The following is a 17,268-nucleotide window of genomic DNA, read 5'->3' on the forward strand; positions in this document are numbered from 1 at the left end:
TGCCGGATTGGGCCAGGCCCGTCGTCGGGAAAGCCCGCCATTTTAGGATCTGACTGTTCGCCATGCAAACCGATCCGACAGGTTTCGATGTTGCTGGCCGGTTGGTCATGGTGCACGGGAGCCGATATGATCACACGCCATTGTATAGTTATGTTTCCAGCATGCGTGCAGTTGACTGATCCAGGAGACGTTATGGATTCGATTCGCCCCGATGAAGATGAGCTTCGCGCCCGGGAGCCGATTACCGGGAAGGGTGGCAAGGCGACAGTTCCGCCAGGGGAGGGTAAGCACCCCAAGGGTGGACGTAATGGTGGCACCCCTCCACCGCCTCGCAAGGTCGAAGGCTCCGGCGGTTCCGGCCGTGGGGTCACCTGGTTACTGGTGTTGCTGTTGTTGGTCAGTGCCGGTGTTGCCGGCTGGTTTGGCTGGCATATGCAGCAGAAGCTCTCTGCAATGGAAAATCAATTGGAAGAGGCCGATTACTGGAGCCGGCAAAGCAAGCTGGCGCTGGCGCGGTTCGAGGGGGACCTGTCCGAGACCGGGGAGAACCTGGAGGAGACGGGGTCGTCCATGGAGGAGCGATTGACAGAGGTTGGCCAGACACTGGGAGAGGTCAATGACGAAATTCGCAAACTCTGGGTTCTGGCCAATGACAAGAACCGGCCCCGGATCGAGGCGCTTGGGGAGCAGCAGGAAGCATTGAGCGGGCGCCTGGAAACCCTGGCCACCGGCTTGTCCGATACGAAGGCATCGGTCGTTACGGTGACGGATGAACTCGATAGCCTCGGCGGCACGGTTGAACAGGCCGGACAACGCCAGGCGGAGCTGGCGACGTCGGTGGAAACGCTGGAACAGGGCATCGGTGATGTCCAGCAGCGGGTAGCGTCCCTGGTGAATGACCTGGAGGGCGTTGATGAAAGGGTGAATCAGCAGTTGACCCGGTTCCGCCAGGAACAGTCCCTGACCATAGAGGGGCTTGAAAGCCGAATACAGTCCCTGGAGTCCGGGGACGGCCGGGTGGCTGAGCTCAGCCGGCAGTTGTCGGCCACTCGCAGCCGGCTCAGTGAGGCGGAGCAGACGCTGGAATCGGTGGACGCTTCCCGGGCCCAGCTGACGTCGCGGCTCGTCCGTTTGCAACAGCAGGTTGACCAGCTCAGGGCACAATAGAGGAGTTCGTGTAAATCACGGAATTGGTTGGAAATTAGACGGCTTCAGAGGTGGTGGAAAAAATTCATGGAAATTTCCCGGAAACATTTGACACCGCCTCAGAAATACTTAAAATGCGCGTCTCACTTGGTTGATGAACACGGCGACACGCCGGCAACGTCAACCGGGTGACCCGGAGATGGGTGGTTAGCTCAGCTGGGAGAGCATCGCCCTTACAAGGCGAGGGTCGCAGGTTCGATCCCTGCACCACCCACCATTTTCCGGACTGCTGGCTAACCCCGGTCAGCAGTGGTTGGCAGAAAGGCACCGGTCTTTTTGTTGACGATGCGGAGCGGTAGTTCAGCTGGTTAGAATACCGGCCTGTCACGCCGGGGGTCGCGGGTTCGAGTCCCGTCCGCTCCGCCATTTTTCCTTCCCGGGTGGTTAGCTCAGCTGGGAGAGCATCGCCCTTACAAGGCGAGGGTCGCAGGTTCGATCCCTGCACCACCCACCATTTTTACTGCTTCTTATTTTCGGATTTCGTGGCGCCCGTGACCGGGTTGTTCGCGTTTCTGGCTTACTCGTCGTTACCCCTCGTTACTGGATCTTACAATTTTCCCGTCATTGATGACCTGAACGACGACTTTGTTCACAAAGTCAGCCGCAATCATTTTGTAAAATAATGAAAAATCAACCAGCAGTAGACGGAGCCGTATAGATGCATTCAGCCAGTCCGGGATTTTCAGGGGCTGCCTTTGCCGCTTTATTTAGTGTAATCGTACTGGCCGGGTGCGGGGGCGGCGGCTCCAGCGCCAGTTCCGGAACGGCTAACGAATCCTATGTCGCGGAGGCCAACAGCTCCGGTGGCGAGGCGGTGTATCTTAGCTGGCTGGCACCCGCACAGCGGGTTAACGGCGAGCAGCTCAGCTACCAGACCGATATCGATGGCTACATCGTACGGTATGGGCAGAGTCCGTCGGAGTTGGACCAGCAGGCAGTGGTTGATTGTGAGGTGCTTGAATGTGGCTACAATGTCAACGGACTGTCATCCGGCACCTGGTACTTCGCTGTGCAAACGGTTGACAGTAACGGTCTGATCAGCGCGCCCAGTGCACCGGTGTCACGGACTCTCTAATTCCCTCTGCCATCCCGGCTTTCGTCGGGATGATCGGCCACCGGTAATTTGAGCGTGAAGGCCGATCCCTCGCCTTCCTTCGATTCAACGGCAATCTCGCCCTTGTGCTTTTCCACCACGACGCTTACGAAAGACAGCCCGAGACCGACGCCGTGCTTGCCAGCGAGTTCGCTGCTTTTCTGGCGCTGGAAGCGATCGAACAGTGTTGGCAGTTCTGAGGCTGCGATTCCTGGCCCCTCGTCGGTCACGGTCAGGCAGGCCTGGTGGCCGGCGCGGAATACCTGCATGGTCACTGCAGTACCCGGTTCCGAGTACTGGACCGCATTGGTCAGCAGGTTGATGACCGCCCTTTCCAGAAGCTCCGCATTGCCTCTGAGCCACAGGTCATCGTTCCCCAGCAGGACCAGCTTGATGCTCTTCTCCAGCGCCTGCTCACTGACACTGTCACGGGCGTTCTCGACAATCGACAGGAACTCACAGTCGTAGAACCGCGTTTCGGTCAGCTGTTCCGCCCGGGCCAGCTGTACGAATTCTTCCGCGAGATGGTAACTGCGACGGGCCAGCTTGCGGAGCTGGTCCAGTTGCTCGGCCTGGACCTCACCGGGGCGACGCTTCAGCTGTTCGATCAATGCCAGCTGGGAAACCAGCGGGGAGCGGACGTCGTGGGAGATAAAGTCGATGGCCTCCCGGTGCTGGCGCTGCTGTTCCCGAAGTTCAGAGATGTCAGAGATGTTGGCGATAATGCCGTTCTGGTTGCTGTCCGGCAGCAGGAAGGGCGCAAAGTGGATCAGGAAGTCCCTCCCGTGCAGGCGCAGATCCACGGTACGGCTTTGTTGCTGGGTCAGGGTGTCAGCCAGGGTTTCAGCCCAGCCAGGATTGCGGGGGTCGTGGCCCTGAAGCAGCGTTGCCAGTGACATACTCTGCAGGCTTGGCTGGGGCTCGTTGAACCAGCGGGGAACGTGGCTGTTAGCGAACAGGATCAGGCCCAGCGGGTCGGTCACAATAATGCCGTCGGGCATGTGTTCGAAGCTGCGCCAGATAAAACCCTGTATATGATTGAGTTTCTGGGTCGCTTCCTGCGCGCGGTTAATCCGTGTGGAAAGGTTCTCACGGATCACCGCTACCGGTTCCCGATCCGGTGCCTGGAGGGTGAGTCGTCCCAGATAACGTTCCGCTGCCGCACCAGCAAGGCCAGGTGGCAGTAACAGGGCTAGGCGATAGCGGTTATCTCCCCGGGTCAGCGTAATCCGGCTGACGCCCTGGTCGTGGTGCCAGGTGCCGGGCGAGCCTTGCCAGCCCGGATGACGATCTTCAGGGCGCAGGTTGTGTTGCTCCAGCACTTGGTTGTCTTCCATTAACAGCCAGCCGTCCGGGGTCAGCAGCGCCCGCAGGTTGGCGAGGATCTGCCGCGGGCTGCGGCTCCAGGTAGCTGGCAGGTGGAGCAGGTTACCCCGTTCCAGTTGGTCTATCTGCTGATTGAGGAAGTGGTTGGCCAGCGACAGCCGGCGTGCACTCCAGAGCGGGAATGCGATGACCACTACCAGCAGGGCATGGGCTATGGGTACCCAGAGGTTCAGCACAAGCAGGGTTGTTACTGCCCCGGTGACAATGGCCGTGAACATCAGGCAGGAAAACACGAAGGTGCCGCTGGGGCGCAACCGGGGCAGTACCAGAACCACCATCAGTACGGTCAGCAGTGACAGCCCTGCCATCCAGTATCGGGGCGCCTCCCTGATGAGCTCCCCACGCTGGGCAGCAGCCAGGGCGTTGGCATGGAATTCAACCCCGGACATGGGCTGGGCCAGTCCGGAGAATGGGGTCGGCAACACGTCGCCGAAGCCTGCGGCAGTGGCGCCAACCAATACGGTCTTGCCGTCCAGCCAGGGGTGGCCGGCAGGGTTGTCCAGCAAGTCACTGTACGACAGGGTGGTATAGGCCCCGCTTCGACCGGCCAGTGGGACCCGCCTGAACTCACGGCGTACGTTAACGTATGGGGGTGCCTGTTGTTCCGGGAAGGCAGTGGGCCCCCGGGATGGTTCACTGGCTCCTGCCTGTAATGCCATGGCTGGCCAGAGACTGTTGCCAAGGCCATTATAGAGATACAGCCCGCGGGCGATACCATCGGAGTCCAGTTCAACATGGGCGTGGCCGAGAGCAAAGGCGGCAGTGGCCAGGGTTGGAGTGGGCAGTTGCTCCCGGAAAAGGTCTGATTGACTGCCCGGTGCAAGGTAAAGCGGCAGAATGACACCACCGTGCTCGCGCATGGCGTCAGCCAGCACCGGGTCATCCGTTGTTGGTTCCGGAAAGAGGATATCCATCACGATGCGGTTCGCGCCGGCCGCCGTCAGGTTACGGATCAGACGGGCGTGTACTGCCCGGGGCCAGGGCCAGGGGCCGATTTCTGACAGGCTGTTCTCGTCAATGGCGACGATGACCACATCTTCGGAGCTGGCAGGGGGGAAGGCGGTCACGAGCGTGTCATACAGCCAGTTGTCGAGCCGCTGGGGCAGGGTGCTCAGCTGGAGCAGCAGCAGGATGCCGATGAGGGGCAGGGCTAGCGTCCAGGCTGAATGTCTGGTGATAAACCAATCCCTCTTCATGGGGCCTGCTGTGGTGCGTGGTGGATTCGGGCACTGCCAGTTTCCGGAAGTCCCGTCAGACAGTCGCCTTATTCTACATATAATTCTCTGCCAGGGCCCCACCGGCCCGCCATTGGACCTTCGGACACCGCCCGTAGCCGGACAAAATACCTCCTTCCGGGAATCAGGCGCAAGGCTGCGGTGGTGTCGTCCACGGTGGCCTCCTTGATTACGTCTTCGAACGCGGGGTCTTCAGAGAGCTGTAACAGATAGCCTGAAGCCTGGTCGATGGTTTCCCAGAAAATGCGCACTTGCCGATCCATGTAATTGGCGCTGAGTACGCGAACCGGCTCCAGGGTTCCATTGATCGTCAGTGCCCGGGCTTCGCTGGTGGCGACAGAGCTACCACCTGCCTCAGTGACCACACGCCAGTAATAGGCGCCGGCGTCCAGGGAGCGGTCAGGCGTGGCGATTTCTCGCTGGCTCCAGTCGCTGCTGGCCGCCAGGTTGGTAAAGTCAGGGTCCTGCGCTATTTCCACACGCGCCCGTTCGCTGTCGCCCTGGTAGCGCCACCGAAAGCGGGGCAGGTCGGTATCGAGCCGGGCATTTGCCGCGGGTTCGACCAGCTCAGCGGCGCGTGCAGAAAGGTCCACCTGCAGGTTTGCGCTGGCGGGCATGCCCTGGGTGCCTCCTGCTGAGAGAGAGGCTATTTCCAGGCGATAGTTACCGTTATCCAGGTCGGTCAGGGTCAGCTGGTTACCGCGGACCTGTTCACGGCGAACCCATTGTCCGGATTCATCGTCCACAATATCGACCTGGTACCGGTCGCCACTGCCGGGTTGCCAGCTAATGGTGCCGGGCAGGCTAGTGAGGGTGCCGGGCAGTTCAGCGAGCTTTGGTGCCGGCGGTAGTCGGCGAATCACAAGGTCGGTGGGACCGGAACTGCTCACAGAGGCGGCAAAGCCAGCCGGAATTTCCCGGGTGGCACCGGGCCGGCCAAACTCCACCCGACCTTCGGTAACCTGCAAATGGCTACCCTGACGGTCGGTTTGCAGGGAGAATGCCGTACCCCTGACAGCGGCAATGGCCGAAGGGGTTTCAATCTCGAACCTGGCCCCCTCCTCGATCAGGGGATTGACCCGATTACTGAGTCCACCTCGCTCAAGGCGCATGCGGGTATCGGTCATGCCGGTCCGGCCATAGCGAGTAAGGCGGTTGAACACAACGGAGCTGGACGGGTTGATGCGAACGCTGGAGCCATCTGCCAGCTCTACGCTAACCACACCATCGCGGGTAATGATGGTGTCGCCGGCCCGGATGATGTCGCCGCCGCCAAGCCGGCGCAGCGAGCCACCACTGGACGAGCGCACCTGGGCATGGCCGCTGACGGCGATCACCCGCGCAGGCTCTGGCTGCTGGCGCAGCCAGGCAATAGGGATACGTACGCGGTCGCCTTGCCGGAAGTGGCTGGATGAGGATGCGCCGTTGTAGCTGGCCAGCTGGCGGCCGGACACGTCGGCCCGGAGCAGCTCGCGGGCCACCCGGTCAAAGCTCTCACCGGGTTTCAGCGTGTAGGTCCACTCACTGCTGCCGCTGACGACACCCGGGGCCCGGGCCGAAGAGCCTTTGGTGACGGCAAGCTCGGCGCTTACCACTGCAGGCATCGCGGCTGACAGCAATGCCATGGCACACACCATGGCCAGGGCCGCGCGAACTCGTCGAATCATGTCGGCTACGGAATGCAACAGCAGCTTCCTGTATCAGGCGGTAGTGGGTTCTTCTTCGGCGGTGGCTTCGGACATGGATTCAAGACGGTAGCCCCGCTGATAGATGGTCTTGATCCTGAACCCATTGTCAGGGTTCAGGCCCAGCCTGCGGCGAAGTCGGCTCATGTGGGTATCGACTGTGCGAGTGTTGATATCCCGGGTCAGCCCCCAGACCCGTTCCAGGAGCATTTCCCGGGTCAGTAACCGACCCTGGTTCTGGAAGAGGAACAGGGTCAGGTCGAAATCCTTGTCGGTCAGGGTGAGCAACTCGCCGTGCAAAGTGATGGTGCGACGGCTGGTATTGACCACGAACGGTCCGTAGTGCAGCTCTTCCTTGTCGGCGTCGGGGTTGGAGCGCCGGGCCAGGGCGTTGATGCGGGCAATCAGTTCTGCAGGCCGAGCGGGCTTGGCCAGGTAGTCATCGGCGCCGGCGTCCAGGGCCTGCACGATGTCCTGCTCACTGTCCCGTTGGGTCAGGAATACCACGGGAACTGGCCAGTTGAGCTGGGAGCGGATGTCCCGCAGCACGTCCAGACCTGTCATGTCGGGGATCTGCCAGTCCAGGATCATCAGGTCATAGCTGCGGTGCAGGGCTGCGCTGATAAACGCCTGGCCGGTAGGGAAACTGTCACAGGGATGGCCCTGGTCAGCCAGAATCTGTTGTACATGCTGAGCCTGTTCATGCTCGTCTTCAAGCAGGGCTATTCGCATGGTCTGTCTCCTGGGGGATGCCAAGCCGCATGGTGCGGGTGTCACTTAAACGACCGTTTATATCACAATATTGTGTCAAATCTCTGCGCACACTTCAGTGTCATTGTGTTTGATTTAGGTAACTCTTACGCCGGTCTGCCGGAAGCGAGGAGCCATTACCGGGCCGGCGGACGCCTGACCGCCACCGGGCTGCCGTTGTCGTCGTTCACTGTTTGTCGGCAGGAAGGGAAATTACTGCAGCCCCAGAACCAACCGCGGTGACTTTTTCTGCGCACGAGGGGTGCGTAGCAGGCGGGGCAGGGCCAGGGGCGCTGACTGGTGCCGTCCTGGGGGGCGCTGTCTTCCAGCGGCCGGGTACCGTTGCAATCCGGGAAGCGGGTGCAGGCATGGAAGCGGCCAAACTTGCCCTCGCGGACGCGCATGGGCGCGCGGCACTTCGGGCAGTGGATGCCATCCGAGTCGGCCTGTGGAAGTGTTTCTGTACTGGTACCGGTGGACGTCTTCACCGGACTGCTGGCCGGTTGCCGGATAAAACCGCTGATCTGGCCCTTTAGTTCCTCAAGGAACTGTCGAGGGTCGCCGTCCCCTGCGCGGATCTGCTCCAGGGTCGCTTCCCACAGGGCGGTCATGTCCGGTTCGCTGATGGCCTCGGGCAATGCATGGATCAGGCTTTGGCCTTTCTCCGTGGCACGTATATGGCGCCCTTCCCGGAACAGGTAATCGCGGCGGAAGAGGGTTTCGATGATGGCCGCCCGGGTGGCTTCGGTGCCCAGTCCATCTGTCTCCCGCAGGGTTTTTCGCAACTGCGGGTCGCTGACGAAGCGGGCAATGTTGGTCATGGCCGCCAGCAAAGTTGCATCGGTGAAATGCTGGGGTGGCTGTGTCAGGCGCTCCTTGATTGTGCTGTCGATACAGGTCACATCATCACCCGGCTCAAGCCGTGGCAGGGGCTTTCTCGGGGCCTCGGCGGAGGTTTTCGAGGAGCGTTGCCGGGGTTCCAGTAATTTCCAGCCGGGTTCGAGCAGGGCGGTTTCGGTGGCGCGGAAACGATGGTCGCTGATGGCCAGGTCCAGCCGCCCTTCCCGGTGAACTGCGTCGGGCATGAACTGCATCAGGTAATAGCGAGCCACCAGGTTGTAGACGCTGCGCTCCTGCTGGCTCAGCTGTCCCGCCGGGCGGGCCCGGAGTGTGGGGATGATGGCGTGGTGGGCGTCGACCTTGCTGTCGTTCCAGGCCGCCGAGCGGCGATCCAGGTTCACCCCACTGGCCGTGTCGGCAAGGCTGTCATCCACTTTAGCAATGGCCTGGCATACTCCCGCGGCCTGCTCCAGGTGCCCCTCCGGCAGATAGCGGGAATCGGAACGTGGGTAGGTGATCAGTTGGTGCTTTTCGTACAGGCTCTGGGCGGTGTCCAGTACCGCCTTGGCGCCCATCCCGAACGCCTTTCCCGCCTCGATTTGCAGGGCAGAGAGCGACAGGGGCAGGGGTGCGGTTTCCTTCCGGTCCCGGAAACGGGCCGCGGTGATACGACCGGGGCGGCCATTTACCGCATTGGCGATGTCTTCCGCCACCTCCCGGTCAAGTAACCGGTCTTCATCGTCCAGGAATTCCTGCTGATTCTCCGATGGTAACCAGCGGGCCTCGAAATCCTGGTCCGGGGCTTCATCGCCGGAAGGGCGTGCGGTTATTGTCAGCCGGTACCAGGGCTTTGGTTCGAAGTTGGCGATGGTGTCGTCCCGGTGAACGACCAGCCCAAGCACCGGGGTCTGCACCCGACCCACTGAATAGACGCCGTCAGCGCCCTGTTGCCGGTAACTCAGGGTGTAGTAGCGGGTGAGGTTGATGCCGTATAGCCAGTCAGCGCGCTGTCGGGCCAGGGCTGAGTGCGAAAGCCGCCGGAAATCCCGGTTATCTCGCGGGGCTGCCAGCGCCTTGCGCACCGCATCCCGGTTCAGGTCGTTGATCAGCACCCGTTGGACCGGGCAGCGAACATTGAAGTACCGCAGTACTTCATCCACAAGTAACTGGCCTTCCCGGTCCGGATCGCCGGCGTGGTAGATGAGCTCGGCCTTGCGAACCAGGCCTTCCAGCACCCCAAGCTGCTTTGCCACACTGTCCCTGGGAGCCAGTTGCCATTGGTCCGGGAAGACCGGAAGATCCGCCATGCGCCAGGATTTCCAGCGCGGATCGTAGCTGGCCGGTTCGGCGGGCTCCAGCAGGTGGCCAATGCACCAGCTGACGATGACTGCCTGCTCGCCGTCACCGCACCTGAGCCAGCCAGGACCCTTCTTTAGCGGGCCAGGCAGGGCATCGGCGATGGCGCGGCCCAGGCTGGGTTTTTCGGCGATATAGAGGCGCATGGCGTGTGGCGGCATCCGGGGTTGTCAGGGAGTCGCAAGATGGCGTCTGGCGAAGCCCCTGTCAAGACAGCATACAGGGTGTAAACTGATGGCAAGTCAGAATGTTGATTCCATCAACAGGAACAGGCAATTCCAACCAGAAAGGCACCGATATGCGATTACAGCAGTCGATTGAACAGAAACTGGGCGAACGTTTCGAAGGCGGTCACCTGACCGTGGAAAACGAAAGCCATATGCACAGCGTGCCGCCGAACTCCGAAACACACTTCAAGGTGACGCTGATTTCGGACCAGTTTGAAGGCCAGTCAAAGGTGCGCCGTCACCAGGCCGTCTATCAGGCACTGGCTGACGAGATGCAGGGGGGTGTCCATGCCCTGGCGTTACATCTCTATACTCCCCGGGAATGGGAGGCCAGCGGTGGCCAGGTACCCGCGTCGCCCAACTGTATGGGTGGTTCGAAAAGGGAGCAGGCATCATGAGTCAGTTTTTCCAGATTCACCCGGAAACCCCGCAAAAACGGCTGATCAAGCAGGCGGTGGACATCCTCCGCCAGGGTGGTGTGATCGTCTATCCCACCGATTCCGGTTACGCTATTGGCTGTCACCTGGGGGACAAGCAGGCGGCCGATCGCATCAAGCGCATCCGCAAGCTCGATGACAAGCACAATTTCACACTGGTGTGCCGGGATCTTTCAGATGTCGGCGTCTACGCGAAAGTGGACAATACCCAGTACCGGCTGCTCAAGACCTTCACCCCCGGCCCTTACACCTTCATCCTTGATGCCACCAGTGAAGTACCGCGCCGGTTGCTTCACCCCAAGCGTCGCACCATCGGTCTGCGGGTGCCGGACAATGCCATCGTCCAGGCGCTGCTTGGTGAGCTGGGTGAGCCTATCATGAGTAGCACCCTGATCCTGCCGGGGGAGGAAAACCCGATGACGGATCCGGAAGAGATCCGGGATGCGCTGGAGCATGAACTGGAGCTGATCATCGATGGCGGCTTCTGTGGCATGGAGCCAACCACGGTTGTCAACATGACCGGTGCGGTGCCAGAGGTTACCCGCGTCGGCAAGGGAGACCCGGAACCTTTCCGGGTCGATTGACCGAGGCGCGGATCAGGCCCGGGCGTTCAGCCGGAAGGCATAGCCCCGGGTCGTCTCTGATACTCGTCCGTCGTTGCTGGCGAAGGTCTTGCGAATACTGTCATAGCGGTGCACAAGGTCCTGCAGGCCGTTGAACTGCTGATTGTCGCTGACCAGGGTGTCCAGAACGGTATTGCTGGTGCCATAGGCCCGGTTCAGTTTCAGGGCGGTGTCCACGAATGCCAGGGTCGGTTCATTGACGCTCAGGCGCTTGAGGGTGTCCCGAAACTCCCGGCTGTTGTTGAGGTCCTGCTCGATGCGCTGGCGGGGCTGCTCAGGCATGCGCCCCTGTATGCTTACCTCTCCGGATGATGTGCGGGACACGGCAATCTGGGTGGTGGGCTGCATACCGTATTCGGCAAGCTTGTGCCGCAAGGTTTCCCTGACATAGGCAATATCCTGCCCGACCTGCTGACGGTATTCAGTCACCGACAGCCGCCCCGTCTTGGTTCCAGGCTGTCCCCCGGTGAGGGTGAAACGGTCATCATTCGTTCCGTTGTGATCGGCGCCCCGGGGCTGCTCCGCCTTGCCAGTGGCGGCGGGCCGGGCATCTTCGTTGCGACGGGTTGCCGCCTGCTGGAACTGGGTGCCCGCCTTGATCAGTGATGTCAGCAACGACATTGAGACTTACCTCCGGTCTGAACCGGCCAGAAAATGACACGTTATCCGGGTGCAAGCAGGAAGCGGGCCAATGCCGTCGAAAGCGGGCAATTTTCGCGCTGGCTTTTTGTCCGCTCCCATGTTTTGCTTTAGGCGATCCCAATAAAAACAACCCCATAAAAGGCAGTAATACCATGTCATTATTCGATTTGAGTGGGAAGGTCAGCCTGGTCACCGGAGCCGGACGCGGCATTGGTCGCAGCATCGCCCTGGGGCTGGCAGAAGCAGGCAGTCACCTCGTGTTATGCAGCCGCAGTCGCGATGAGCTGGAAGCGGTCGCTAAGGAAGCCGAGGCCCTGGGTGTACGGACCCTGGTTGCGCCATGTGACGTCAGCGATCCGGGCCAGATCTCCGCCACGGTAGACGCCGCCATCGATGAATTCGGGCAGATTGACGTGCTGATCAACAATGCCGGGCTCACTATCAAAAAGCCCGCCGAAGAATTGCCCCTGGAAGACTGGCAGACCATCATCAACATTAATCTGACCGGGGTCTTCCTGATGGCCCAGGCAGTTGGCCGTCATATGCTCAGCCAGCGCAGCGGCAGCATCGTCAACATTTCCTCTATTGCCGGCAAGACCGGGCTTACCGGCTCTTCCGCCTATTGCGCCAGCAAGGGTGGAGTAGACATGCTGACCAAGACCCTGGCCGTGGAGTGGGCGGAACGGGGCGTGCGGGTGAATGCCCTGGCGCCGGCCTATACCGAAACCCCGCTGGTGAAAGCCATCACCGATACCCGGGCAGACTTTGCTGAGCGAGTGGCGGCCCGCACACCGATGAAGCGTATGGCCCGCCCGGAGGAGATGGTGGGCACGGCCATATTCCTGGCGGCAGAAGCGTCGTCGTACATTACCGGTGAAACCATCATGGTGGACGGTGGCTGGACCGCCTTCGGTGCCTGACACCCTTGCCTCCGCCGACACCCCCATACAATAACAACCGACTTCCGGAGTCCCCATGAAAAACAACCCTGTCGCCCTCGATGCCCCCTGGTTTGCCAGCTATCCACCGGAGATTCCCCACCAGCCGGAACTGTCCGGCCGTGCCGTTCACCAGATGCTGGCGGATGCCACGAAACAGTGGCCCGAGCAGGTCGCCGTCAACTTTATGGGACGGAACCTGTCCTATACCGAGCTGGACCAGCTGGTCTCCCGCATGGCGGCTGGACTGCAACAACTGGGTGTAGGCCCGGGTGTCCATGTTGGCCTGTACCTGCCTAACACCCCGCACGGCATTATCGGCTTCCTGGGGGTGTTGCGTGCTGGTGGTGTGGTGGTGAACTATTCGCCGCTGGATGCCGACCGCATTCTCGAGCACAAGATCGCCGACAGTGAAACCGACATCATGGTCACCCTGGACCTGCAAGCCCTGTTGCCCAGAATGGCCGGGTTTCTCGGCAACTCCAGGTTGCAGAAACTGGTGGTGGGCTCAGTAGAGGACTTTGCCCTGCAACCAGAGGCGGTTCGCGACCACTTGCGCCAGGCCGGTGAACTGGCCGAGTGGCCGGCGGACGAGCGAGTGATGGGCTTTGATGAACTGCTGGATAACGATGGTAGCTGGCAGCGTCACCCGGAGTCCGAGAACCTGGACGGCCTGGCCGTGCTGCAATATACGGGAGGCACCACCGGTGCACCGAAAGGGGCCATGCTGACCCACGGTAATATTGCCGCTGCAGCGGACCAGTTGGGCTCGGCGCTGAAAACGACTGTGGCTTCCGGCGAAGAACGGGTGCTGGCGGTCTTGCCGCCGTTTCATATCTATTCCATCGTGGTGAACATGCTGTTCGGCCTGCGTAACGGCGCCACTTTGTACCAGCACCTCAAGTTTGACCCCCATGCCGCCCTGGAAACCATCCAGAAAGACAAAATCACGGTGTTCCCGGCCGTCCCCACCATGCTCTCCGCGCTGCTGGCCTGCCCCGACCTGGGGAACTATCAGTTGGGCTCCCTCAAGCTGTGTAATTCCGGTGGCGCGCCGTTACCTGTCGAGCTTCAGCAGCGTTTCCAGAAAGCCGCCGGTTGTTCCGTCAAGGAGGGCTGGGGGATGACAGAAACGGCCGCCCTGGGAACCTTCACGCCTGAAGGCATGGTGCCACCGGCCGGTGCCTGTGGCGTGCCGGTACCGGGTATTGACCTCAAGATCATCGCCATGGACGGAAGCGACCAGGAGATGCCCCAGGGTGAACGGGGCGAACTGTGTATCGCGGGCCCGAATGTCATGAAAGGCTACTGGAAGCGAGACGATGCCACGGCCGAGTCCATGACAGACAAGGGCTACTTCCGCACCGGTGATGTGGCCTGGATGGATGAAAAAGGTTTCGTCTACATCGTCGATCGCACCAAGGACATGATCATTTGCAGTGGGTACAACGTGTATCCGCGTAATATCGAAGAAGCCATCTACGAGCACCCGGCGGTTGCCGAGGTATCGGTCATTGGCGTACCGGACGAATACCGGGGCCAGAGCCCCCGGGCCTATATCACCCTGCGGAACGGCGAGCCGGAACCCACCCTGGACGAGATGAAGGCGTTCCTCAAACCCCGTCTGGGCAAGCACGAAATGATTCACAGCATGGAAATCCGCGACGAACTGCCGAAAACGCCGGTAGGCAAGCTCTCCAAGAAAGAGCTGTATGCTGAGGTAGGGCGTTGACCGCAGGCGTGTGGTCAGGGGATGACTGCCACGGATGACGGTCATCCTTCCGGGGCTCCGGCCGCCGTCTTACCGTTAATGGAAGTCCAGCGGGTTCAACCGATAGAAGTTGCAGAGTGCCTGGTATACGCCGGGCTGTTGTTGCTTCAGGTGGGCCGGCTGCTGGTAAAAGGTTTCCGTGAGTACCGCAAAGAACTCGGCGGGTTCAGTGGCCCCGTACGGGTCGAGCCAGCTGTCCTGGTGTCGTTCCAGAGAGAGCTGCAGCTGTTCGTAGGCTTCGCTCATGGTTTTTTGCCAGTGACGGGCCTGCTCCCCGGCTAGCGGAGGGGCGCCATCGGCACTGCCATCCAGGTAATCCAGTTGGTGGGCGAACTCGTGCAGAATGACATTGTGATCACTGCCCGGTGCCCGGGCAGCGTGCTCGCAGTCATCCCAGGACAGCACAACCTGGCCAAACGACGATGCCTCGCCGGCGCGTACCTGGTGCTCCATATCCACCACCATGCCGTTCTGGCGAGGTTCGGTCACGTAATAGGCGCCGGGGTAGACCAGTATGCTCCGCACCTCGTCGTAGTCGCTGTAGGAGCGGGCGAGGATCAGCAGGCAGGCGTGTCCGGCGACCGTGAGCCGCACCCGGTCATCCACTGCGAAGCCGTCACAGCCGTAGAAGTCCTTCTCGGACAGGAACAGTTGTACTCGCTGTTCCAGCTCCCTTTTCAGTTGTGCAGGCAAGCGTCGATAGAGGGGCACCTGTGATTTGAGCAGCTTGCGCCAGGCCCTGGGGAATGGCCGTTTCAACTCGCGGTTCCGCCGCCAGTTCCGGTAGAAGAACAGATAGAACACCGCAAAGGTGATGGCGGCGAGGGCAAACAGGGCAAAGGTGATAGCAGGGGACATGGGCTATGGCCGATCCTTGCGGGGCGTCGGTGATGCTATTGCTATAGTACAGTAATGTGACCAAAACAGGTCGCCAACAAGTGTTAACCGGAGGTTCCATGAACAAGACCGCATTGGTACCCATTGCCGATGGCAGTGAAGAGATCGAGTCCGTCACTATCATTGATGTGCTCCGGCGCGCAAATGTGGAGGTCACCGTGGCCAGCGTCCATGAGCACAAGACCATCACAGCGTCCCGCCGTACCCGCATTACGGCTGATGCCCTGCTACAGGATTGCGTCGAACACGATTATGACCTGATTGCCTTGCCCGGCGGCATGCCCGGTGCCCGGAACCTGTCGGACTGTGCCTTGTTGATAGACCGCCTGCGCAAGCAACGGGACGCAGGCTTCTGGTACGCCGCCATCTGTGCAGCCCCTGCGGTGGCACTGGCGCCCCACGGCCTGCTGGACGGGGTTGCCGCTACGGGGCATGCAGGCTTCCGCGAGGCCTTGCCAGACCAGTCACGGGTTGATGAACGGGTGGTTGTGGATCGCAACTGCATCACCAGTCAGGGCCCCGGTTCTGCCCTGGAGTTCGCACTCGAGCTGGTGGCCCGCGTCTGTGGCGAGGATGTACGTGACCAGGTCGCTGCACCAATGATGTTGCCCTGAATGGAACAACACGGGTACCACAATAAGATTCGGTAATCTTTGCCTCGTTTTGGGACTGTGACTGCTACATTTTCGGGATGACTTCGTACCACCGATGGCGACGTCAAACGGACGTAACTTCACTTCTCCAAAATGGAGGCAAGGCGATGTCTGACACCTATCAAACCGTCAACCCCGCAACCGATGAGGTACTGGAAACCTACCAGCTAATGTCCCGGGACGAGGCTGCAAAGGTTGTCCAACAATGTCACGAGGCCTTCGGGACCTGGCGGAAAACCAGCTTTGACGAGCGGGCAAAGGCGTTCCGCAAAGCAGCGGAACTGATCCGTGAGCGCAAGGACGAATACGCCAGACTGATGACCCGGGAAATGGGCAAGACCCTGGCCCAGGGCAAACAGGAATGCGAGCTTTGTGCCGCCATCTGTGAATACACCGCGGAGCAGGGCCCGAAAGAACTGGCCGACCAGGAGCGGGAACTCAACGGTGGCCGTGCCCTGGTGACCTTTCAGCCCGAGGGGGTTATCTACGGTATCCAGCCCTGGAACTTCCCGCTATACCAGGTGATTCGCTACAGTGCCGCCAACCTGATTGCCGGCAACACCGTGCTGCTCAAGCACGCGCCGAACGTTTGGGGCATGGCCCTGGAAGTAGAGAAGCTCTATCGCGATGCCGGCTTCCCGGAAAATGCCTTCCGCACCCTGCTGATCGACCATGACGTCTCCAACGATGTTATCGAGAACCCGTTGGTTCGTGGTGTCACCCTGACCGGCAGTCCCAACGCCGGTCGTGCGGTGGCCCAACGAGCAGCCAAGGTGCTCAAGAAAACCGTGCTGGAGCTGGGCAGTAACGACGCCTACCTGATTCTGGCGGATGCAGACCTGAAAAAAGCAGTGCAGTACTGCGTGCAGGGACGGGTCTATAACACCGGTCAGACCTGTGTTGCAGCCAAGCGCTTCATTGTGGAAGACGCCATCTACGACCAGTTCCGGGATGCCTACCTGGAGCAGATGAAGCAGATCACTTTCGGTGACCCCACCCAGAAAGAAACGGTGATGGGGCCGATGGCGAGGAAAGACCTGCGTGATGGCCTGCATGAGCAGGTTCGCAAGTCCGTCGATAACGGTGCTACCTGTCTGTTGGGTGGCGAGATCCCGGAAGGCAAGGGCTGCTTCTACCCGGCGACGGTGCTGGAAAACGTCGTCCCAGGCCAGCCGGCCTACGATGAGGAATTGTTCGGCCCGGTGGCGTCACTGATTCGGGTAAAAGACGCCGAGGAAGCCATGAAAGTGGCCAACGACTCCCCTTACGGCCTCGGTGGCGGTATCTTCAGCCAGAACGAAGCCCGCGCCATCGAAATGGCCAGGGAAGAGTTTGATACCGGCATGGTCAACATCAATGGCTACAACCTGGCCCAACCCAACCTGCCGTTCGGCGGGGTGAAGGCAAGCGGTTATGGCCGGGAACATGGCGGCTTTGGCATGCATGAGTTCGTGAATGTGAAGTCGGTGATGATTACCGAGTCATGATGGGGATACTGGTCGTCACCCTGCCAGGAGCGGGGTGACGAC

General features: G+C 60.7%; 14 protein-coding genes and 3 tRNA genes. 11 read left to right on the forward strand and 6 right to left on the reverse strand.

The window, feature by feature from the left end:
- Positions 1–192 precede the first annotated feature (192 nt).
- The 5 genes from BM036_RS06540 to BM036_RS20280 all read left to right on the forward strand — a co-directional run bounded on the left by BM036_RS06540 (position 193) and on the right by BM036_RS20280 (position 2,281).
- Positions 193–1,167, forward strand: coding sequence for a coiled-coil domain-containing protein (locus BM036_RS06540; protein ID WP_091849686.1), 975 nt, complete (start codon positions 193–195; stop codon positions 1,165–1,167).
- Between the two features lie 180 nt (positions 1,168–1,347).
- Positions 1,348–1,423 (forward strand) — tRNA-Val (locus BM036_RS06545).
- A 72-nt stretch (positions 1,424–1,495) separates the two neighbouring features.
- Positions 1,496–1,572: transfer RNA gene (locus BM036_RS06550), tRNA-Asp, on the forward strand.
- Positions 1,573–1,584: 12 nt separating this feature from the next.
- Positions 1,585–1,660 (forward strand) — tRNA-Val (locus BM036_RS06555).
- Between the two features lie 204 nt (positions 1,661–1,864).
- Complete coding sequence (locus tag BM036_RS20280) at positions 1,865–2,281, forward strand: fibronectin type III domain-containing protein (protein WP_245742508.1); 417 nt, start codon at positions 1,865–1,867, stop codon at positions 2,279–2,281.
- On the opposite strand, the gene BM036_RS06565 is transcribed toward BM036_RS20280, so the two are convergent.
- The 4 genes from BM036_RS06565 to BM036_RS06580 all read right to left on the reverse strand — a co-directional run bounded on the left by BM036_RS06565 (position 2,278) and on the right by BM036_RS06580 (position 9,697).
- The gene (locus tag BM036_RS06565; protein WP_091849688.1) at positions 2,278–4,881 is read right to left on the reverse strand and encodes a CHASE2 domain-containing protein; all 2,604 of its coding nucleotides are present in this window, start codon (positions 4,879–4,881) and stop codon (positions 2,278–2,280) included. The genes BM036_RS20280 and BM036_RS06565 overlap by 4 nt on opposite strands.
- Before the next feature lie 68 nt (positions 4,882–4,949).
- The gene (locus BM036_RS06570; RefSeq protein ID WP_245742509.1) at positions 4,950–6,605 is read right to left on the reverse strand and encodes a FecR domain-containing protein; all 1,656 of its coding nucleotides are present in this window, start codon (positions 6,603–6,605) and stop codon (positions 4,950–4,952) included.
- 15 nt (positions 6,606–6,620) lie between these two features.
- Positions 6,621–7,337, reverse strand: a complete 717-nt coding sequence (locus BM036_RS06575; protein ID WP_091849692.1) for a response regulator transcription factor — start codon at positions 7,335–7,337, stop codon at positions 6,621–6,623.
- Positions 7,338–7,492: 155 nt separating this feature from the next.
- The gene (locus BM036_RS06580; protein ID WP_091849694.1) at positions 7,493–9,697 is read right to left on the reverse strand and encodes a DNA topoisomerase III; all 2,205 of its coding nucleotides are present in this window, start codon (positions 9,695–9,697) and stop codon (positions 7,493–7,495) included.
- Between the two features lie 152 nt (positions 9,698–9,849).
- On the opposite strand from BM036_RS06580, the gene BM036_RS06585 reads away from it, so the two are divergent.
- Entirely contained in the window at positions 9,850–10,176 is a 327-nt protein-coding gene (locus BM036_RS06585; protein WP_091849696.1) for a BolA family protein, read from the forward strand.
- Positions 10,173–10,799: an L-threonylcarbamoyladenylate synthase gene (locus tag BM036_RS06590; protein ID WP_091849698.1), complete on the forward strand. Its 627-nt coding sequence runs from the start codon at positions 10,173–10,175 to the stop codon at positions 10,797–10,799. The genes BM036_RS06585 and BM036_RS06590 overlap by 4 nt, the downstream gene beginning before the upstream one ends.
- Before the next feature lie 12 nt (positions 10,800–10,811).
- Here the strand turns inward: BM036_RS06590 and BM036_RS06595 are convergent, their stop codons facing one another.
- Positions 10,812–11,459 carry a hypothetical protein gene (locus BM036_RS06595; RefSeq protein WP_091849776.1) on the reverse strand — a complete coding sequence of 216 codons (648 nt, stop codon included), beginning with the start codon at positions 11,457–11,459 and terminating at the stop codon, positions 10,812–10,814.
- A 173-nt stretch (positions 11,460–11,632) separates the two neighbouring features.
- On the opposite strand from BM036_RS06595, the gene BM036_RS06600 reads away from it, so the two are divergent.
- Together BM036_RS06600 and BM036_RS06605 are read left to right on the forward strand one after the other, a co-directional pair.
- A complete protein-coding gene (locus BM036_RS06600; protein ID WP_177186013.1) occupies positions 11,633–12,400 on the forward strand; it encodes an SDR family NAD(P)-dependent oxidoreductase in 768 nt (255 codons plus the stop codon).
- 55 nt (positions 12,401–12,455) lie between these two features.
- Positions 12,456–14,150, forward strand: a complete 1,695-nt coding sequence (locus tag BM036_RS06605; protein WP_091849702.1) for a long-chain-fatty-acid--CoA ligase — start codon at positions 12,456–12,458, stop codon at positions 14,148–14,150.
- 75 nt (positions 14,151–14,225) lie between these two features.
- Here the strand turns inward: BM036_RS06605 and BM036_RS06610 are convergent, their stop codons facing one another.
- The gene (locus BM036_RS06610; protein ID WP_091849704.1) at positions 14,226–15,047 is read right to left on the reverse strand and encodes a M90 family metallopeptidase; all 822 of its coding nucleotides are present in this window, start codon (positions 15,045–15,047) and stop codon (positions 14,226–14,228) included.
- Positions 15,048–15,145: 98 nt separating this feature from the next.
- Between BM036_RS06610 and BM036_RS06615 the strand changes: the two genes are divergently transcribed.
- Together BM036_RS06615 and BM036_RS06620 are read left to right on the forward strand one after the other, a co-directional pair.
- On the forward strand, positions 15,146–15,700 hold the full coding sequence (locus BM036_RS06615) for a DJ-1 family glyoxalase III (RefSeq protein WP_091849706.1): 555 nt from the start codon (positions 15,146–15,148) through the stop codon (positions 15,698–15,700).
- Positions 15,701–15,846: 146 nt separating this feature from the next.
- A complete protein-coding gene (locus BM036_RS06620; RefSeq protein ID WP_091849708.1) occupies positions 15,847–17,226 on the forward strand; it encodes an NAD-dependent succinate-semialdehyde dehydrogenase in 1,380 nt (459 codons plus the stop codon).
- The last annotated feature ends 42 nt before the right edge of the window (positions 17,227–17,268 follow it).

The organism is Marinobacter segnicrescens (assembly GCF_900111555.1).
Taxonomy (GTDB): Bacteria; Pseudomonadota; Gammaproteobacteria; order Pseudomonadales; family Oleiphilaceae; genus Marinobacter; species Marinobacter segnicrescens.

Excerpts from the sequence above, each read along its gene's own strand:
- BM036_RS06540 (WP_091849686.1), top strand. The coding sequence starts at position 193 with ATGGATTCGATTCGCCCCGATGAAGATGAGCTTCGCGCCCGGGAGCCG.
- BM036_RS20280 (WP_245742508.1), top strand. The coding sequence starts at position 1,865 with ATGCATTCAGCCAGTCCGGGATTTTCAGGGGCTGCCTTTGCCGCTTTA.
- BM036_RS06565 (WP_091849688.1), bottom strand. The coding sequence starts at position 4,881 with ATGAAGAGGGATTGGTTTATCACCAGACATTCAGCCTGGACGCTAGCC.
- BM036_RS06575 (WP_091849692.1), bottom strand. The coding sequence starts at position 7,337 with ATGCGAATAGCCCTGCTTGAAGACGAGCATGAACAGGCTCAGCATGTA.
- BM036_RS06580 (WP_091849694.1), bottom strand. The coding sequence starts at position 9,697 with ATGCGCCTCTATATCGCCGAAAAACCCAGCCTGGGCCGCGCCATCGCC.
- BM036_RS06585 (WP_091849696.1), top strand. The coding sequence starts at position 9,850 with ATGCGATTACAGCAGTCGATTGAACAGAAACTGGGCGAACGTTTCGAA.
- BM036_RS06590 (WP_091849698.1), top strand. The coding sequence starts at position 10,173 with ATGAGTCAGTTTTTCCAGATTCACCCGGAAACCCCGCAAAAACGGCTG.
- BM036_RS06595 (WP_091849776.1), bottom strand. The coding sequence starts at position 11,459 with ATGTCGTTGCTGACATCACTGATCAAGGCGGGCACCCAGTTCCAGCAG.
- BM036_RS06600 (WP_177186013.1), top strand. The coding sequence starts at position 11,633 with ATGTCATTATTCGATTTGAGTGGGAAGGTCAGCCTGGTCACCGGAGCC.
- BM036_RS06605 (WP_091849702.1), top strand. The coding sequence starts at position 12,456 with ATGAAAAACAACCCTGTCGCCCTCGATGCCCCCTGGTTTGCCAGCTAT.
- BM036_RS06610 (WP_091849704.1), bottom strand. The coding sequence starts at position 15,047 with ATGTCCCCTGCTATCACCTTTGCCCTGTTTGCCCTCGCCGCCATCACC.
- BM036_RS06615 (WP_091849706.1), top strand. The coding sequence starts at position 15,146 with ATGAACAAGACCGCATTGGTACCCATTGCCGATGGCAGTGAAGAGATC.
- BM036_RS06620 (WP_091849708.1), top strand. The coding sequence starts at position 15,847 with ATGTCTGACACCTATCAAACCGTCAACCCCGCAACCGATGAGGTACTG.